The sequence below is a fragment of the Brevibacillus thermoruber 423 genome, from assembly GCF_000454065.1.
In the GTDB taxonomy this organism is placed as follows: domain Bacteria; phylum Bacillota; class Bacilli; order Brevibacillales; family Brevibacillaceae; genus Brevibacillus; species Brevibacillus thermoruber.
Window position 1 is genome coordinate 134,795 of record NZ_KE695653.1, and the last position, 16,640, is coordinate 151,434.

Consider the following 16,640-nt stretch of genomic DNA (forward strand, 5'->3'; position numbering starts at 1 on the left):
CTGGTGATCCAGCAGGGGATTGCCTGTCTAGTGGCTTCGCCGTTCTGTATACTTGATTTTCAACCGTCGGACCGCGTTGATCAGCGGGCGGTGACGGCGGCCGACGAGACCGACCACCTCGGTGGCCACGTGCATCGCGAACAGCAGCACCGCCATCACGATAATGGTTGTCCATTTGGTCGTTTTCGTCAGCACGATCGCCATCGTGCCGAAGAAGATGCTGACCGAATAGATGGTCAGGACCGTGGCCCGATGCGACAGGCCCATGTTCAGGAGACAGTGGTGCAGATGCCCTTTGTCCGGGCTGGAAATCGGCTTTTTGTTCACGATCCGGCGAACGATCGCAAAGAACGTATCCCAAAGCGGAACGCCCAGCACCACAATCGGGATGATGAACGAGACGAACAGCGCCTCTTTGAAGCCCATGACGGACAGCGCCGCCAGGTTGAAGCCCAAAAACAGCGAACCGGTGTCCCCCATGAAGATGCGGGCCGGATGAAAGTTGAAGTACAGAAATCCCAGGATGGCTCCCAGCAGTACGAAACAGTAGATGGCCACGTTTTCATAGCCGGGGCCGTTCACCAGCGCCACGACCGCCATGGTGGCAGTGGCAATCGCCGATACGCCGGCGGAAAGCCCGTCCAGACCGTCGATCAGGTTGACCGCGTTGGTGACGCCGACGATCCAGAAGATCGTGATCGGGATCGCCAGCCAAAGCAGCCAGCCGCTGGTAAAGTCAATGCTGCCTTCGTACGGCAGGTTGACGACGCCGATTTTCAGGCCAAACGGAACGACGACCACGGCCGCCGCTGCCAATTGGCCGAGCAGCTTCCATTTGGGCGAAAGCTGCAGTTTGTCGTCCAGTATCCCCACCGTCATGACGATCGTCCCGCCGATGAAAATCCCCAGCATTTCCTTGAAACTGGAATACGGAACAAACAGGAAAAACGAGACGAGATAGCCCGCGTAGATGGCCAGACCGCCCATGCGCGGCATGATCCGCGTATGCACCTTGCGCTGGTTGGGCGCATCTACGGCGCCGATGGATTCTGCCAGTTTTTTTACAAAGGGTGTGGCCGCAAAAGCCACGATCAGCGAAGTCAGAAACCCGAAAATCATCGTTGACATCGGCTGTTTCTCCTCTCTACGGGTACCTTTCGGAGCGGTTTTCCCCTTTTTCCTTCAAGACTGTCCACACAAAGCGCGGAATGGCCAACTGCCGCTTCCAGCGCGACGGCTGGGCCAGCAGCCGGTACAGCCACTCCAGATGCAGCCGCTGCCACAGCTTTGGCGCCCGCTTTACTTTCCCGGCAATGACGTCAAAGCTGCCGCCCACCCCCATCATCAGGGACGCCTGCAGTTGATCGCGATACCTGGCGATCCACTCGTCCTGCTTGGGAGAGCCCATCGCCACAAACAGCAGATGGGGCGCTTTTTCCGCAATCTCCCGCACGATTGCCGGCTCTTCGCCTTGTTGAAAATATCCGTCCCGATACCCGACGATGCGCGCACCCGGATACCGTCCCGCCAGCTTTTCCGCCGCGAGCCGATTCACCTCCGGGGACGCCCCCAACAGATATACTTTCCACTGGTGCCGGTCCGCCGCCGCCATCAGCGCTTCGAGCAAATCGACGCCCGTGACGCGCTCGCTGATCGGCTGCTTCGTCCACCTGGCCGCGTACACGATCCCGATGCCGTCGGGAACGACGTAGGCTTGTTCCAGGATGGCGCGCAGCGAACGGTTTTCCCGCGCCAGCATGACGATCTCCGGATTGGCGGTGACGACGTGCGTCTTACGCCCGCTCGCGATCCGTTCGACAAGATCGGCGACCGTTTCGTCAAAACCGCGCGTGGAAAACGACACACCCAATATGTTTGCGACCTGTTTGGTCAATAGTTTCACCTTCATTGTCTAGACGCTATGCGTCTAAAAAAAGTTGCACATTAGCCATTCTACCCGAAAAGAAAGGCACATTCAAGAAATTCATGAATGTGCCTGCTTCGCGTCGACCAGAGCAAACATCAGCTCGCCCTCGACCGCGATCTTGTCGTTTACCCTCGCGATACCGCGACATTTGCTGATGGAGCCGCGCACGCGCGTCATTTCCACTTCCAGGACGAGCGTGTCGCCCGGCTTTACCTGCTCCTTGAACCGGAGGCCGTCAATGCCGGCAAACAGTCCCAGCTTTCCCTTGTTTTCTTCCATGTACATCGCCACCCCGCCCACCTGGGCCAGCGCCTCGACGATCAGCACGCCGGGCATGACCGGGTAGCCGGGAAAATGGCCTTGGAAAAACGGTTCGTTGATCGTTACGTTTTTGATCCCCACGGCCCGTTTGCCCAGTTCCAGCTCGACAATCTTGTCCACCAGCAAAAACGGGTAACGATGGGGAATGATCGCTTGAATGTCGACCGCGTCCAAAGGCGTGCGCAATTCCATAAACACCGCTCCATTTCCATACTTTATGCGTTTCATCCGTGTATGAAGAACATACCGCAAACTGAGAATAAAGACAACCCCCCGTCTCCGACGTCAGACCGGGGTTAAGATAAAGGGGCACTTCCTCCATGAGGCGGAAGTGCTCTTTTCCATCCGCTTTGCATCACAACACGCGGTTCAGCAGCCGAAACTTCACCAGGTAAATGGCCGTGGTCACAAAGGAAAACGCGATCACGCTCCAGAGAATCAGTTCGCCGTACTGGTACCGGTACATGACCAACGGAAAGGCGATGTAAAACAAGACCGTGGTCAGCTTGCCAAACGCGTTGGCCGGCACTGTCTTTTTCCCGCGAAAATGGAAGAAGCCGGCGGCGATGATCATGCCCGCATCGCGCGCAAAGAAAAACAGGGCGGCCCAAAGACTGATCCGCTCTGTCAGAAACAACGAGGCGATCACTGCCATCATCATCAACTTGTCTGCCAGCGGGTCCATCATGATGCCAAACGTGGTCACCAGCTTGTGCTTCCGCGCAATGTACCCGTCCGCTATATCGGTAATTCCCGCCAGGATGAGAATGCCCAGGGCGATCTCCACATGGTACGGAAACGGCTGAAAAAAGACGTATAGGTACAAAGGGATGAGAACGATGCGAAAGACGGTAAGCGCATTGGGAAGATTCACGGATACCCCTCCGTATGAAGATCGTCACTCCCTATTTTCGCCACTTCATTATTATACTCTTAGGACAGCGGGCTCAACAAGAGCTGGAAGAATGAGCAAGGAGCGGCATCTTTTCCCGCCCCGGAACAAAAAGAAGAGGCCCCTCACCTCCATCGGATGGGGCCGTCTACTGCTGCCGGATGTCTGTGTTACGTGTCCTGAAAAATCAGATCGTACATATGCTTGTAGGTGTTCAGATCAAACACTTCGGAAGCCGGTTTGTGTCCCAACACGCTGTATCCGATGACCAGACCGATGACCAGCGAGAAAAACATCAGAAACGGGATCAAGAGGATTTTTGCCAGTCGGAACGGCCACGCTTGACCGCCCCGGAGCTGCTCTCTCTCCCGGGCCTCCTGTCCGTCACGCGGGATACGTTTTCCCTTTCCTTGGTCCATTGACGTCTCCTCCGACATTCCGAGTGGATTAGCGGCTGCGCAGGGAGTTGGCGATTCCCATCATCTGATCGGCAATCGCGATCGCGCGGGCGTTGAGCTGGTAGGCCCGCTGGACGTTGACCAATTGTGTCATCTCTTCCTGCAGATTGACGTTGGAGGCTTCCAGCGCTCCCTGACGGATCTTGGCGGCAGATTGTTCATACTTGGAGTACGGCGTCATTCCGGACGCAAGCTCCGCATCGTATTCATTTTCCCCTACCTGTGTCAACTGGTCGGGGTTGGGTACCTTCCACACGCCAATCTGTCCCACCGTTGTTCCGTCGTTGGTGACGACTCCCTCGGGAGATACCTGCAGATTGCGAACGGGGCCCGTGATCATGATGGGGGTCCCGTCCACGTCTGTCAGCAAATCTCCTGCGGCATTATGCAGGACATACGAGCCCAGCTTGTCGTCGAACCGCACCTGAAAGGCTCCGTTTCGCGTAAAGCGGTACGCTTCCCCCATCATCGTCCCGTTGTTGTCGTAGAGAGGCCGGCTCACCAGGAAAAACCCTTCCCCCTCGATCATCAAATCCGTGGGGACATCGGTGATCTTGGCGCTGCCCGGGGCCATGTCCAGTTTGGTCAAGCCGATCCGCGCCCCGCTGCCGATGCGCAGCCCGGGCGGAGTCGAGCGCTGCTGCCTGTCCGCGGCCGGCTGCTCGTTCAGCGAATCGGACAGCAGTTCGGAAAACGACGCCGTGCGCCGCTTGTAGCCGACCGTATCGATGTTGGCCAGGTTATTGGCGGTCGTGTCCAATGCCTGCTGGACGCTGCGCAGCGCCGCGCTCGAGATGTTCAGTGACTGCATCCACGCTACCTCCTATCTTACCCGTTTACCCGGCCGATTTCATTGGCCGCTTTTTCCAGCGTGCCGTCCACCGTGGTAATCACGCGCTGATTGGCTTCGTACGCCCGCAGCGCCGTCATCATGTCGGTCATCGTCTGGGCAGGGTCCACGTTGGCTCGCTCCAGCCAGCCCTGCTTCAAGCCGAATCTCCCTTCCACCGCCGGGTCGGTGTACTGTCCCTGCGCTCTCGCCGTCCGGTCATTCTGCAGGGCCTGCTCCAGATCCTCCGGCTGTCCGCCGCCTTCCCAGCGGTAGATGTTGGTGCCCTCCCGCACGAGCTGCAGCGGATTGGTCACCACTTTCAGGCCCAGCCGCTCACTGCCGCCGGGCAGCGGAAAGGCATTGCCCGCCTCGTCCGCACGGTACAGGGCGCCGTTGTCACCGATCTTCAACTGTTGACCGGCGCTGTTCGCAGGATCGGCCGGATCGTTCACCCGGATGGCCCGGTTCTGGTCGTCCAGTACGTAGTAGCCGTCCGGCGTCACCAGGTAGCCGTCCGCATTGACGCTCCAGTTGCCGTTGCGCGTATAGCGGATCTGATCGGGCTGGGCAGCCTGTCCGGGGTCGTCCAGTCTGGCCACGCTAAAGAACAGCCGACGTTCATTGCCGTCCTGATCCGGCTGCAGGTTGTCCAGCAGCGCCACATCGTACGGATTGCGCGTCTCCGCGATATCGCCCTGGCGGAAGACCGGCAGCGCCTCCGACATGTAGACGCCGGTGTGCAGCCGGCCGATGACGGCAGGCTGTCCGCTCATGGTGGGCAGTCCTTGAATATCCGGTCCTTCCTGATCGCGGATGCGCGCAATCAACTGTTCCGGAAAGGCGCGCATTACGCCTACGTCCTGCTTGTAGCCCGGTGTGTTGATGTTGGCCAGGTTGTTGGCCAGCACTTCCTGACGCTGCTGCATCGCCAGCATGCCCGCAGCAGCCGTATACAAGCCTCTGATCACGCGGTATTACCCCCCGAAAAACTTCTTTTTCCGATACGCGGGCGCCTTGTCCAGATAGTCCAGCATCATGCCCGTCCCTTTGGCCACGCACATCATCGGATCCTCCGCCACCAGCACGGGAACCTTCAGTTCGTCGGCCAGCAGTTGGTCAATCCCGTGCAGCAGCGCTCCGCCGCCGGTCAGAAAAACGCCCTTATCAATAATATCGGCAGAAAGCTCCGGAGGTGTTCGTTCCAAAACGGATTTGGAGGCTTGTACAATCGCACTCACCGACTCGGCCAGGGCTTCCTGGACTTCGTACGAGTGGATGGTAATCGTCTGCGGTAACCCGCTCACCATGTCCCTGCCGCGAATGTCCATTTCGTCCTGGCGCCCGCCGGAAACCGTTCCGATTTGCATCTTGATGTCCTCGGCCGTACGCTCCCCGATCAGCAGCTTGTATTTGGTTTTTATGTACCGCATAATGGCCAGGTCAAATTTGTCGCCCGCTACTTTGATGGAGGAAGACGTGACAATGTCCCCCATGGACAGGACCGCTACGTCGGTCGTACCCCCGCCGATATCCACCACCATGTTGCCGGAAGGTTGAAAGATGTCCATTCCCGCTCCAACCGCCGCCACTTTCGGCTCTTCCTCGATAAACACCTCGCGCGCTCCGCCGCTGCGCTCAGCCGCTTCGCGGATCGCTTTCTGCTCCACCGAGGTGATGTTGGTCGGACAGCATATCAAAATGCGCGGGCGAGCAAACAGGCTTTTCCCGCCGATTTTGGCCAAAAAGTGTTTCAGCATGGCTTCCGTGATCTCAAAGTCCGCGATAACCCCGTCCCGCAAAGGTCGAATCGCCACGATGTTGCCCGGGGTGCGCCCTACCATGCGGCGCGCCTCGTTCCCCACGGCCAGTACTTTATTGGTCTGATTGTCGATTGCTACGACAGACGGTTCATCCAGGACAACGCCCTTGCCTTTCACAAAAATTAAGACATTGGCCGTACCCAGGTCGATTCCGATATCTTTGCCAAACATGAAAGTCCTCCCTGTTCCAGTTCATTCCTATCATTTATCATAGGCGGTTGCACGTGAGAGGACAAGGAAATTCTTCCTATTGTCAGGAAATATTTTCATCGCAAACCGGTACCGCTTAAACGCTCTCCTCCTGTTCCACCCGGACTTTTTTACTTCTCCGTTTGTATTTGATCTTGGTCGCTTCCCCTCCGCGGAGGTGTCTGATGGCCTTGTGGTACTCCAAAATTTCCTTTACCTGGTTCGCCAACTCCGGATTTATCTCAGGCAGCCGCTCTGTCAGGTCTTTGTGCACCGTGCTCTTGGAAACACCGAACTCTTTGGCGATCATGCGAACCGTATTGCGCGTCTCCACAATGTATCGACCGATCTTTATGGTTCGCTCTTTGATGTAGTCGTGCACGCTACTCGCCTCCCTGTATCAACATTGTCTGTTACAATATATGGGGGGGTGCGGACACATATTCTACGTTTCCAAGCCTGACAAGCCGGCACGACCGCATCTTTTTTCAAGAGCGTGTACACCCCGGCCGACAACACGCTTTCCCGGCGAACAGAAAGAAACCTGCAGAGACGTGGCCCTGCAGGTTTTTTGGCATGCTTTTGTGTTCGCTCCCGGATTGGGCGTTCGCGTCAGCGGACGGCTTACTGATGTTCCGCTTCCGGCTGGACGAGGTACTGCTCCGGATTGACTGGCTCCCCGTCCACGTGCACTTCGAAGTGGAGGTGAACGCCGGCGTCTTTTTCATAGACGTTGCGTCCGGCCGTTCCCAGCACCTGTCCCTGGGTGACCTGGTCGCCCGGTTTCACGGTGACTTTCTCCAGGCTCTGGTAGACCGTGACCAGCTTGTCGTCGTGCTCGATTTCCACCTTGAAGCCGACAAGCGGGTCGTTTTCCACCTTGGTCACTTTGCCGGCGAGCGCGGCGGTGACATCGAAGCTTTTGCCGTCTGTCGCCTTCAGGTCGATCCCGGTATGCGGGATGTACGTGTCCTTGTACGTGACGAGCGCCTTTTGCTGTTCGTCCTTGGACGCCTGTTCGTCATAGAAGCCCATCCCCTGTTCGTACTTCACACCCTTGCCGACCGGCCAGGCGAGCGGCTGCGGGTTGCCCGCCACCGGTACCGCGCCGTCCTTGCCGGCGGATTCATCGGCGGGAATGGCGGTGCCGTCCTGCGGTGTCGTGACGGCCACGCCGCCGTTGTCTGCGGTTTGTCCCGGCACCGTATCGGTGACGCTGCTCTGGTACCACATCACAATAGCGAGAATGATTGCTGCGGTGCCGATGTAGATTGCCGGAAACGCCCACTTCTTGCCCAACATGTTTTTCCAGGAGCTTGCCTTTTTAAATGGAATCGGTTGATTTTGATTTTTTTGATCTTCCATTGTATTCATCACCTCATCCCTCAGTATCGCCAGTTTTTTAGCGGATAAACCTGAGAGTGAGGGAAATCTTGAAAATTTGCGCAAAGCGGCGCGGCTAGCCTTTCAAGACGCTGCCGCAGTCCTCCAGCGAGATCCCCTGGTAAAAGTATTTGACGATCTGTTCCGCGTTTTTGCCCGCCTTGGCCATCCCGTTGGCTCCCCACTGGCTCATGCCGACGCCGTGCCCGTACCCTTTTGTCGTGATGTACACCTGGCCGCCCCGCAGTTCCAGGGAAAAGGCCGAGGAGTTGAGCCCCAGCCGTTCGCGAAACTCGCGACCGCTGAATTCCTTGCCGCCGATGCTGATTTTGCCCACGCGATTGCCCGTGGTCCGCTCCACGATCCGGTACCAGTTCCCCCCGGTAGCCGTCTCCTGCGCGATGCGCACCCCCAGTTTTTGCTCCAGGTCGGCCACCGTCAGCACCTGCGTCTTCTCGTAGCTGGGCGACTGGATGTCCCAGGGGCTGGCGACGCTTTTCAAATAGGGCACCGGCTTTTCAAAATACTCGCTGGCGTTTTCGGTAAAGCCGTTGCTGGTGGAAAAAAACGTGGCGTCGATTGGTTCCCCCTGATAGGTGAGAACCACCCCCGCCGTCGCCTGCACCGCCTGCCGGATGCGCCCGTTTTTCCAGTCAAACTGCTCCTTCCACAGCTCCCTGCGCTGCTGCTCGTCCAGGTACGCCTGGTGTTTGACCGTATCCAATACCTGCGCCCCCGCCGGAACGTCGTCAAACTTCTTTTCGCTCAGCCGTCTGACGATGTAGGTGCGCGCCGCCATGGCCTGCGCCTTGAGCGCCTCCATCTCGAATTCGGCCGGCATTTCCGCCGCGACAACTCCCTCGATATACGTCTCCAGCGGGACGGTTTCCACCGTCTTTTTGTTGGTGCGGTACACCTTGACCTCGATCGGCGGACGGTTCGACGCCGGAGCGTGCGGGGCGACGGCAGCCACGTCGGCGCTGCCGTTAGACGGGGGAGAAAACAGAGACACCAGTGCGGCAGGCATCAACACGAGCAGTATCGGCAAACCGATGAACCAAACGATCAGGTAACGTTTCATGCGACAGCTCCTCCCCGTTTTGTGCTGGACAATTTCAGTCTATGTACAAGCAGCGGGAGGTAGAACGAGAGAGTCAGAGAGACGGGAGTGCGCCTTTAGCGCCTGTACGGCACAAAAAAAGACTTCCCGCACGGGGAAGTCTCTCTGTCTATGCTTTTTTGTTCAGCCATCAGGCAAAATTGGGAGAAAAGCTGACTTTCACAGTCTCGGACGCCGCCGCTTCGCGAACATCCGCTTCCGGGGACAGCCGCTCGACGTCGGCGCCCAGTTGGCGCAGCTTTTCCGTAAAGTTGACGTAGCCCCGGTCGATGTGGTGCAGGCCCGAGACCTCGGTCTCGCCCTCCGCCACCAGGCCGGCCAGCACCAGGGCCGCTCCGGCCCGCAGGTCGGTGGCCGTGACCTTGCTGCCGGTCAGCTTGGCACCGCCTTCCACAATGGCGCTCCGTCCTTCGATCTTGATATTCGCGTTCATCCGGCGAAATTCCTCGACGTGCATGAAGCGGTTTTCAAACACCGTTTCCGTCACGATGCTGGTGCCTTCCGATACCAGCAGGAGCGCCATCATCTGCGACTGCATGTCCGTCGGGAAGCCGGGATACGGCAGGGTTTTGACGTCAACCGCCTTGATCGGGCCGCTGCGGCGGACGCGGATGCCGTTTTCCTGCTCGTCCACCTGCACGCCCATTTCCCGCAGCTTGGCGGTGACCGATTTCAAGTGATCGCAAATCGCGCCTTCGATGAAGACATCGCCGCCGGTAATCGCCGCCGCCACCATAAACGTTCCGGCTTCGATCCGGTCCGGAATGACACAGTGGGTGCAGCCCTTGAGCGATTCCACGCCTTCGATGCGGATCGACCCGGTGCCGGCTCCGCGGATTTTGGCGCCCATGCCGTTGAGGAAGTTGGCCAGATCCACAATCTCCGGCTCTTCCGCGGCATTTTCAATCACGGTCGTCCCTTCGGCCAGGGCTGCGGCCATCATGATGTTTTCCGTCGCGCCCACGCTCGGAATATCCAGGTAGATTTTCGCGCCCTTCAACCGGCCCTCGACACTGGCTTCAATGAAACCTTGTCCGATTTCAATTTTGGCGCCCATCGCCTCAAAGCCCTTGAGGTGCTGGTCGATCGGGCGGGTACCGATGGCGCAACCCCCGGGAAGTGCGACGCGCGCCTTTCCCTGACGGGCGAGAAGCGGCCCCATCACCAGAAAGGACGCACGCATTTTGCGAACCAATTCATAGGAGGCTTCCACGCTCGTCAACCGGGAAGCCTGAATCGTCAGCACTTCGCGATCATATGTAAGGGAAATTCCCAGCGATCTCAAGAGGTTGCATATGGTTCTGACATCGTCCAGAGCGGGTACGTCGTGAATGACGCATGTGCCCTTTTCTGCCAGAATGGATGCTGCAATGATAGGGAGTACGGCATTCTTGGCGCCGGAAACCTTGACCTTTCCCGCCAATGCCTTACCACCGCGGACAATGATTTTATCCAATGTGTACCCCTCCGCGTGCTAATATTCCGCTGTGATAATCGGTGTACCTACGGTGATCCACGTTCCAGATTGGCTGTCTCGGTGTGTAGCCACCTGTAGATTCATCTTCGTTTTACCGTTTAACGCGATAAACGGTTTCCACGCCGGGGTGTACCCGGAGATGCTGACAACCGTCTCGTCCTGCAAACGTTCCAGTTCTTTTGCGTGGAGGGTGCGAAAAATCGACAAAATTTTACCCTCCTGTTGATCAACACTCAGTTTAACACTGTACATTCCGCGAACACAAGTGCTAATTTGCGGAATCAGGTCGGCTTTTGTCAGGGCTTTGTCGAAAGAGTCCTGTATCACACCTATATATGGTAGGGAATCAGGGGTTCCGGTCAGAGACAGCGCAAGATATGCATCATAGGCCCCCTGACGAGGGACCCCCGTGACCTGGAACCGTCCTTGTACCCCTTGCCGTTCAAACAGGACTTGGTACACATGGAGATTGGATTTCCGCGTCAGTTCGGCTTGCGGTACCGGAATGTCAAGTCGATGTGCCCATGCTTCGGCCAACTCTTTGATGTGTGCGGGACCAGATACCTGGCCCAATTCCGTGCGGATTCGCACCTGGATCGATACTCCTTCGGCTCCGGAGCCTTCCACCGCGTCGAGCAGCTGCGCCGCTGCCGGCCGTTCCGGCTTCGCCTCTGCGGGCATCCGCCAAACCGTCACCCCCGCAGCCAACAGCAGCAGGATCCACCACCCCGACCATTTCCCCATCGTCTTCCTCTCCCTTTTCACGTGCTTCTCTTTGTACCTCTTAGTTTGCACGGAAAATTGGAGGGATATACCAGCGGGCGTCGAGAGACTTCGTCCGTCGAACCGATACGCGGACCAGACCGCCTGCGTTCGGATGCGGTCAGGAGAAAACCTGTCCGATCATCAGGGACCAGCCCAGATAGTCAAGGAAAAAGCGGGCCACTTCGTATCCGATCACGAGCGACAGCAGGATTTGCAGCAGCTTGGCCTGCGCGCTGTCCGGTTTTTTCAGAAACAGATCGAAGCGAATGGCCTGCAGCCCCCACCAGCTCAGCGCGATGAAGAGCACAGTCAGAATGATGCTGACAACCCCGTAGATTTCTTGCTGCATGTTTTTTCCTCCTTATCCTATATCGGCAAACCCGCCCGGTTCCATAAATGCGGCCTGTGCAAAAAAAGGGGCGGCCTGTCGTGACAGCCGTCCCCTTTATTGTACCTGATGTTTGCCCGTCCATCACTGAAACTCTGGCGGCAGCATGTCGCCAAAGTTGAACGACGGGTTGAACTGCGCCTGCAGATAATTGGTGGCGACGCCCGGAAGCGCGCCGAAGAATACGGTGGCGGCGGCGAGGACCAGGACAAAGGCACCGATGCCCTTTGGCACCGCGAGCGGCGCTTCGGTCGTGCCCGGCCGCATGTACATCTGCCGGATGATCCCGAAATAGTAGTAGTAGGACACCACGCTGGTCGCGATCATGATCGCCGCCAGCCAGTAGTTTTCCTGCGCGATGGCGCCCATGAACAGATAGAACTTGCCGAAGAAACCGGCCGTAATCGGAATCCCCGCCAGCGACAGCAGGAAGATGCTCATTGACACTGCCAGCAGCGGCGAGCGGTGGTACAGCCCGGCAAAGGCCTTCAGCTCTTCGGTCTGCTGGTCGCGCGTGACGACCATGATCACGGCAAACGCGCCGAAGATGACGAGCAGGTAGGCGAACAGGTAAAACATGACTTCGCCAAAGAACAGGGTCGTCGGCGGAACGAACGGCACCAGCAGGTACCCCGCCTGGGCGATCCCGGAGTAGGCCATCATCCGCTTGACGTTGGTCTGGCGCAGCGCCATGGTGTTCCCGATGATCATCGACGCGGCCGCCATCACGGCCAGATAGAGGCTGCCCTCTTCGAAAAAGAATCGGCCTGCCTCGCCGGGAACCTGAAAGAACGCGATCATCAGCAGGCGAAACACCAGCGCGAACCCGGCCGCCTTGGAGACGACCGCCAAAAAGGCGGTAACCGGCGTCGGCGCCCCCTGGTAGACATCCGGCGCCCACATGTGGTTGGGCGCGGCGGAAATTTTAAACGCCAGCCCCACCGCGAGAAAGGCAAACGCGGCGTACACGAGGAACTGGTAGCCTGCCAAGGACGCGTGAACCAGCCGGGAGGAAATCTCGTAAATGTTGGTGGTTCCCGTCAATCCGTACAGGTATGACATCCCGAACAGCGTGACCGCGGTGGCGATGCCGCCGGACACGACGTACTTGAATGCCGATTCGTTGGAATGCAGCGACGTTTTGCGCAATCCGACCAGCACGTACGAGGAGAGCGACAGCAGTTCCAGCCCGACAAAGAGCGTGATCAGGTCGGCCGACGACGCCATCACCATCGCGCCGAGCAGGCCGGTCAGCAGCAGGTAGTAGTATTCGCCGCTGTGCTTCACTTCGCCCTGCTTCATGTAGGGAATCGACAGCAGCAGGGTAGAGGCCGCGCCCGCCAGGAACAGCAGCTTGAACGCGTTGCCGTAGTCGTCGATCCGGATCATGTCCGCCATGTAGCTGTAGGGTTTGTCGAGCGTGTTCAGATTGACGAAGACAAACACGCCGGCCAGCACGACGCCGACCAGGGTCAGCCAGCCCAGCACCGTTTTGCCCAGCCGTTTTCCGGCAAACAGGTCCAGGAGAGACAGGAAGGTGGCAAAGCCGAGAATGATCCATTCGGGCAGAAGGTAGCTCCAGTCATACGAGAAAATAGTGTTTACGTCCATGGATTACCCTCCTATCCCCGTCACGATGGGTACGAGCGTTTTCAGAGTCTGCTGCATCGGATTGCCGAGCACCGCGGGATAGACCCCGATCAGGATGATGAAGCCGAGCAGCACCACCATCGGCACCACTTCCATCGGCTGGGCGTCGGCCAAGCCCTTCAGCCGTTCCGGCGTTGGGCCAAACGTCGTGCGCAGGATCGCCCGCAGCAGATAGGCGGCCGTCAACACGATGCCCAGCGTACCGATCGCGGCGTGAACCGGCCTGTCGCCAAACAACCCCAGGAAGGCGAAGAATTCGCTGATAAAGCCGGACATGCCCGGCAGTCCCAGGGAGGCCATCCCCGCCGTCAGCAGGATGCCGCTCACAAACGGCATCGATTTGGCCAGGCCGCCCAGCTCGCTGATCATCGAAGTTTGCGTCCGTTCCCAGATCACGCCGATCAGGAAGAACAGCAGCGCGGAGATGAAGCCGTGAGAGACCACCTGGAACATCGCTCCCTGAAACCCGATCGTGTTCATCGCGGCAAATCCCAGCAATACGATGCCCATGTGGCTGATACTGGAGTAGGCCAGCACCATTTTCAAATCCTCCTGCACAAAGGCGAGCACCGCTCCATACAGGATGTTGATCAGCCCCAGCACCGCCATCCACCCGGCAAACTGGTACGCCTGTTCGGGGAAAAAGCCGATGCCCATGCGCAAAAGCCCGTATGCCCCCATTTTCAGCAGGATGCCGGAGTGGATCATGACAATCGCCGGCGGCGCCTGCACGTGTACCTTCAACATCCAGGTGTGGAACGGGAACACAGGCAGCTTGACCGCAAACGCGATGAACAAGGCGAGAAACAGGCCGAAGCGGAACGCCGGCGTCATCGCGGCGGCGGCCGGATGGTCGGTCGATGCCAAAATCGTCGCGATCTTCTCCATGTTCAGCGTTTGCAGGAAGACAAACAGCACGATGAAGGCGATCAGCATGACCGCCGACCCGATCCCGTTGTACAGCAGGAACTTGTTGGCCGCCCGTTCGCGCTCTCCGTATCCCCAGATGCCGATCAGGAAAAAGGTCGGCACCAGCGTCAGTTCAAAGAAGATAAAGAACAGAAACAGGTTTTGCGCGGCGAATACGCCCAGCATGCCGATCAACAGCAGGTGAAACAGGATGAAGTATTCCTTCAGCCGTTTTTTGACCTGCCAGGAGGCGACCGCCGCCAGCGTACCGACAAGCGCCGTCAGGACGATCAGCGGCATCGAGACGCCGTCCACTCCCAGCTCGTAGGCGAGGTCAAACGTAAACATCGCCCCCCCTTGGGCGAACCCGATCGGGATGGAAATCCACTTGGCGCTCTCGACAAATTGCGGCTCCGCCGTCTCGTAGTTGAAGGCGGCGAACAGCATCAAGGACAGCGCCAGCGGCAGCAGCGTGCCCAGCACCCCAATCTGTTTGATCACACCGCCCTGATGACGCGGGACGAACGCCAGGATCAGGATGGCCAGCAGCGGCGAAAAGACGATCAAACTAAGCAGGATACTATTGACCAAAGAATCCACCTCCCTGCGCCGTCAGGCTGATCGCGACAACCAACAGCAGCAAGCCGAACAGCACCACGGCCCCGTATGACTGCACCTGGCCGTTTTGTGCCCGGGCATGCAGCGAGCCGATGCCTCTGGTTATTTTCGCGGTCAGGGCCACGAGACCGTCCACCACGTACCGGTCGATCAGATCCAGCAGCAGTCCGAGCCAGCCGAGCGGACGGACGATGACGTAGTGATACAGTTCGTCGATGTAGTATTTGCGGTAGGACAATTGATACAGCCACGGCATCGCTTCCGGGATGGCGTCCGCCGGAATGTAGCGCTTGCCGTACATCAGATACGCCAGCACAATGCCCAGGAGCGAGACCAACAGCGCCACGATCTGCAGCCAGGCGGCGGCATGGCCCGTTCCCTCGCCAAATCCGGCGGTAATGGCCGCGCCGGTTTCGCCGGAAAGCAGCCATTTCGTCAGATACGGGGCGTACGGCGTGTTGACAAAGCCGGCCCCGATGGCCAACACGGCCAGGATCAGCAGCGGGCCGGTCATGACCCCCGGCGATTCGTGCCCGTCGCGCCTGCCCCGCGGCTCCCCGGCAAACGTCAGGAAGAACAGCCGGAACATGTAAAACGCGGTGAAGAACGCGGCGATGATCGCCAGCCACAGCAGGTCAAAGCGGTGCGCCTCGTACACGGCGCTGAGAATCGCCTCTTTGGACCAGAAGCCGGCAAACGGAAAGATCCCCGCAATCGCCAGACAGCCGATCAAAAACGTCAGCGCGGTCACCGGCATCTTTTTCCACAGACCGCCCATCTCAAACACGTCCTGGGTATGTACCGCGTGGATGACACTGCCGGCCGCGAGGAACAGCAGCGCCTTGAAAAACGCGTGCGTCATCAGGTGGAACGTCCCCGCCACATAGCCGGCCGCGCCGGCCACCCCCAGCGCCAGCATCATGTAACCCAACTGGCTGACCGTCGAGTAGGCGAGCACCCGTTTGATGTCGCGCTGCGTCAGGCCGATGGATGCGGCAAAAATGGCCGTAAAGCCGCCGACGTAGGCCACCACGTCAAGCGCCGTTTCCGAAGCGAGAAACAGCGGATACGTGGCCGCCACCAGGTAAACGCCGGCCGCCACCATCGTCGCCGCGTGGATCAGGGCGGACACCGGCGTCGGCCCTTCCATCGCGTCCGGCAGCCAGGTGTGCAGCGGGAACTGACCGGACTTGCCGACCGCGCCGACGAAGATCAGGATCGCCGCCAGCGTAATCATCCACGGCTCCAGCTTGCCGAGCGCAATGCTGTCAAAAATTTGCGTGAACTCAAAGCTACCGGTCCACCAGAACAAGAGGCAGATGCCGATAAACAAGCCCAGGTCGCCAATCCGCGTGACGATGAACGCCTTTTTCGCCGCCGCCTTGGCCTCCGGCTTGAAGTAGTAGTAGCCCACCAAAAGGAACGAGCAGACCCCTACCAGCTCCCAGAAGATGTAGACCTGCAGCAGGTTGGGTGAGATCACCAGGCCCAGCATGGAAAAGGTGAACAGGGCCAGGTATTGGTAAAACACGGGGAAACGCTCGTCTCCGTGCATGTATCCCTTGGAATAGATTTGCACCAGCAGGCTGACCAGCGTGACGATCACCAGCATCATGGCATTCAGTTGGTTCACTTCAAAGCCCATGGTGATGACGATGTCGCCCACCTGCAGCCAGTCGAGGGAGAACGTGTAATCGGACGCTCCCTCCTGAAACCTCTGCCAGAACGTCAGCGCCGCCACCCCAAACGACACGGCGGTCAACAGGATCCCGACGGCGGCAGCTCCTTCTTTCAACTGACGGCCAAACGAGACGATCACGATGAAAGCAAGAAGCGGAAACAGAGGAATCAGCCACGCGTATTGCATAAGGGTATCCATCTTTGTCCTCCT

At 58.6% G+C, this 16,640-nt stretch carries 17 protein-coding genes; all 17 read right to left on the reverse strand.

The window, feature by feature from the left end:
- Positions 1 to 27: 27 nt before the first annotated feature.
- A complete protein-coding gene (locus M516_RS0117985; protein ID WP_029100340.1) occupies positions 28 to 1,128 on the reverse strand; it encodes a glycosyltransferase family 4 protein in 1,101 nt (366 codons plus the stop codon).
- A 16-nt stretch (positions 1,129 to 1,144) separates the two neighbouring features.
- Positions 1,145 to 1,894 (reverse strand): WecB/TagA/CpsF family glycosyltransferase, encoded by a 750-nt coding sequence (locus M516_RS0117990; protein ID WP_029100341.1) that lies wholly within the window; start codon positions 1,892 to 1,894, stop codon positions 1,145 to 1,147.
- Between the two features lie 90 nt (positions 1,895 to 1,984).
- On the reverse strand, positions 1,985 to 2,440 hold the full coding sequence (fabZ, locus tag M516_RS0117995; RefSeq protein ID WP_029100342.1) for a 3-hydroxyacyl-ACP dehydratase FabZ: 456 nt from the start codon (positions 2,438 to 2,440) through the stop codon (positions 1,985 to 1,987).
- A 163-nt stretch (positions 2,441 to 2,603) separates the two neighbouring features.
- Positions 2,604 to 3,122, reverse strand: a complete 519-nt coding sequence (locus M516_RS0118000; RefSeq protein WP_029100343.1) for a CDP-alcohol phosphatidyltransferase family protein — start codon at positions 3,120 to 3,122, stop codon at positions 2,604 to 2,606.
- A gap of 188 nt (positions 3,123 to 3,310) precedes the next feature.
- The gene (locus M516_RS0118005; RefSeq protein WP_029100344.1) at positions 3,311 to 3,559 is read right to left on the reverse strand and encodes a DNA-directed RNA polymerase subunit beta; all 249 of its coding nucleotides are present in this window, start codon (positions 3,557 to 3,559) and stop codon (positions 3,311 to 3,313) included.
- Between the two features lie 28 nt (positions 3,560 to 3,587).
- Entirely contained in the window at positions 3,588 to 4,409 is an 822-nt protein-coding gene (locus M516_RS0118010) for a flagellar hook-basal body protein (RefSeq protein WP_029100345.1), read from the reverse strand.
- A gap of 17 nt (positions 4,410 to 4,426) precedes the next feature.
- Positions 4,427 to 5,398 carry a flagellar hook-basal body protein gene (locus M516_RS0118015; RefSeq protein WP_029100346.1) on the reverse strand — a complete coding sequence of 324 codons (972 nt, stop codon included), beginning with the start codon at positions 5,396 to 5,398 and terminating at the stop codon, positions 4,427 to 4,429.
- Between the two features lie 6 nt (positions 5,399 to 5,404).
- Positions 5,405 to 6,421 carry a rod shape-determining protein gene (gene mreB / locus M516_RS0118020; protein WP_029100347.1) on the reverse strand — a complete coding sequence of 339 codons (1,017 nt, stop codon included), beginning with the start codon at positions 6,419 to 6,421 and terminating at the stop codon, positions 5,405 to 5,407.
- A gap of 115 nt (positions 6,422 to 6,536) precedes the next feature.
- Entirely contained in the window at positions 6,537 to 6,821 is a 285-nt protein-coding gene (gene spoIIID, locus M516_RS0118025) for a sporulation transcriptional regulator SpoIIID (protein ID WP_003388385.1), read from the reverse strand.
- A 242-nt stretch (positions 6,822 to 7,063) separates the two neighbouring features.
- A complete protein-coding gene (locus tag M516_RS0118030; RefSeq protein WP_029100348.1) occupies positions 7,064 to 7,804 on the reverse strand; it encodes a M23 family metallopeptidase in 741 nt (246 codons plus the stop codon).
- Between the two features lie 94 nt (positions 7,805 to 7,898).
- Positions 7,899 to 8,903, reverse strand: a complete 1,005-nt coding sequence (gene spoIID / locus M516_RS0118035; protein ID WP_029100349.1) for a stage II sporulation protein D — start codon at positions 8,901 to 8,903, stop codon at positions 7,899 to 7,901.
- A gap of 169 nt (positions 8,904 to 9,072) precedes the next feature.
- Positions 9,073 to 10,398: a UDP-N-acetylglucosamine 1-carboxyvinyltransferase gene (gene murA / locus M516_RS0118040; RefSeq protein WP_029100350.1), complete on the reverse strand. Its 1,326-nt coding sequence runs from the start codon at positions 10,396 to 10,398 to the stop codon at positions 9,073 to 9,075.
- Positions 10,399 to 10,416: 18 nt separating this feature from the next.
- Positions 10,417 to 11,163 (reverse strand): YwmB family TATA-box binding protein, encoded by a 747-nt coding sequence (locus tag M516_RS0118045; protein WP_029100351.1) that lies wholly within the window; start codon positions 11,161 to 11,163, stop codon positions 10,417 to 10,419.
- A gap of 139 nt (positions 11,164 to 11,302) precedes the next feature.
- Positions 11,303 to 11,533 (reverse strand): DUF1146 family protein, encoded by a 231-nt coding sequence (locus tag M516_RS0118050; RefSeq protein ID WP_029100352.1) that lies wholly within the window; start codon positions 11,531 to 11,533, stop codon positions 11,303 to 11,305.
- A 123-nt stretch (positions 11,534 to 11,656) separates the two neighbouring features.
- Positions 11,657 to 13,183 carry an NADH-quinone oxidoreductase subunit NuoN gene (gene nuoN / locus M516_RS0118055; protein ID WP_029100353.1) on the reverse strand — a complete coding sequence of 509 codons (1,527 nt, stop codon included), beginning with the start codon at positions 13,181 to 13,183 and terminating at the stop codon, positions 11,657 to 11,659.
- A gap of 3 nt (positions 13,184 to 13,186) precedes the next feature.
- Positions 13,187 to 14,722 carry a complex I subunit 4 family protein gene (locus M516_RS0118060; protein ID WP_029100354.1) on the reverse strand — a complete coding sequence of 512 codons (1,536 nt, stop codon included), beginning with the start codon at positions 14,720 to 14,722 and terminating at the stop codon, positions 13,187 to 13,189.
- Positions 14,712 to 16,628, reverse strand: coding sequence for an NADH-quinone oxidoreductase subunit L (nuoL, locus tag M516_RS0118065; RefSeq protein ID WP_029100355.1), 1,917 nt, complete (start codon positions 16,626 to 16,628; stop codon positions 14,712 to 14,714). Before nuoL ends, M516_RS0118060 begins: the two co-directional genes overlap by 11 nt.
- Positions 16,629 to 16,640: the final 12 nt, after the last annotated feature.

Coding starts and splice junctions, on each gene's coding strand:
- nuoL (WP_029100355.1), bottom strand. CDS start 16,628: ATGGATACCCTTATGCAATACGCGTGGCTGATTCCTCTGTTTCCGCTT.
- M516_RS0118010 (WP_029100345.1), bottom strand. CDS start 4,409: ATGCAGTCACTGAACATCTCGAGCGCGGCGCTGCGCAGCGTCCAGCAG.
- M516_RS0117985 (WP_029100340.1), bottom strand. CDS start 1,128: ATGTCAACGATGATTTTCGGGTTTCTGACTTCGCTGATCGTGGCTTTT.
- M516_RS0118005 (WP_029100344.1), bottom strand. CDS start 3,559: ATGGACCAAGGAAAGGGAAAACGTATCCCGCGTGACGGACAGGAGGCC.
- M516_RS0118045 (WP_029100351.1), bottom strand. CDS start 11,163: ATGGGGAAATGGTCGGGGTGGTGGATCCTGCTGCTGTTGGCTGCGGGG.
- nuoN (WP_029100353.1), bottom strand. CDS start 13,183: ATGGACGTAAACACTATTTTCTCGTATGACTGGAGCTACCTTCTGCCC.
- M516_RS0118030 (WP_029100348.1), bottom strand. CDS start 7,804: ATGGAAGATCAAAAAAATCAAAATCAACCGATTCCATTTAAAAAGGCA.
- mreB (WP_029100347.1), bottom strand. CDS start 6,421: ATGTTTGGCAAAGATATCGGAATCGACCTGGGTACGGCCAATGTCTTA.
- spoIID (WP_029100349.1), bottom strand. CDS start 8,903: ATGAAACGTTACCTGATCGTTTGGTTCATCGGTTTGCCGATACTGCTC.
- fabZ (WP_029100342.1), bottom strand. CDS start 2,440: ATGGAATTGCGCACGCCTTTGGACGCGGTCGACATTCAAGCGATCATT.
- M516_RS0118050 (WP_029100352.1), bottom strand. CDS start 11,533: ATGCAGCAAGAAATCTACGGGGTTGTCAGCATCATTCTGACTGTGCTC.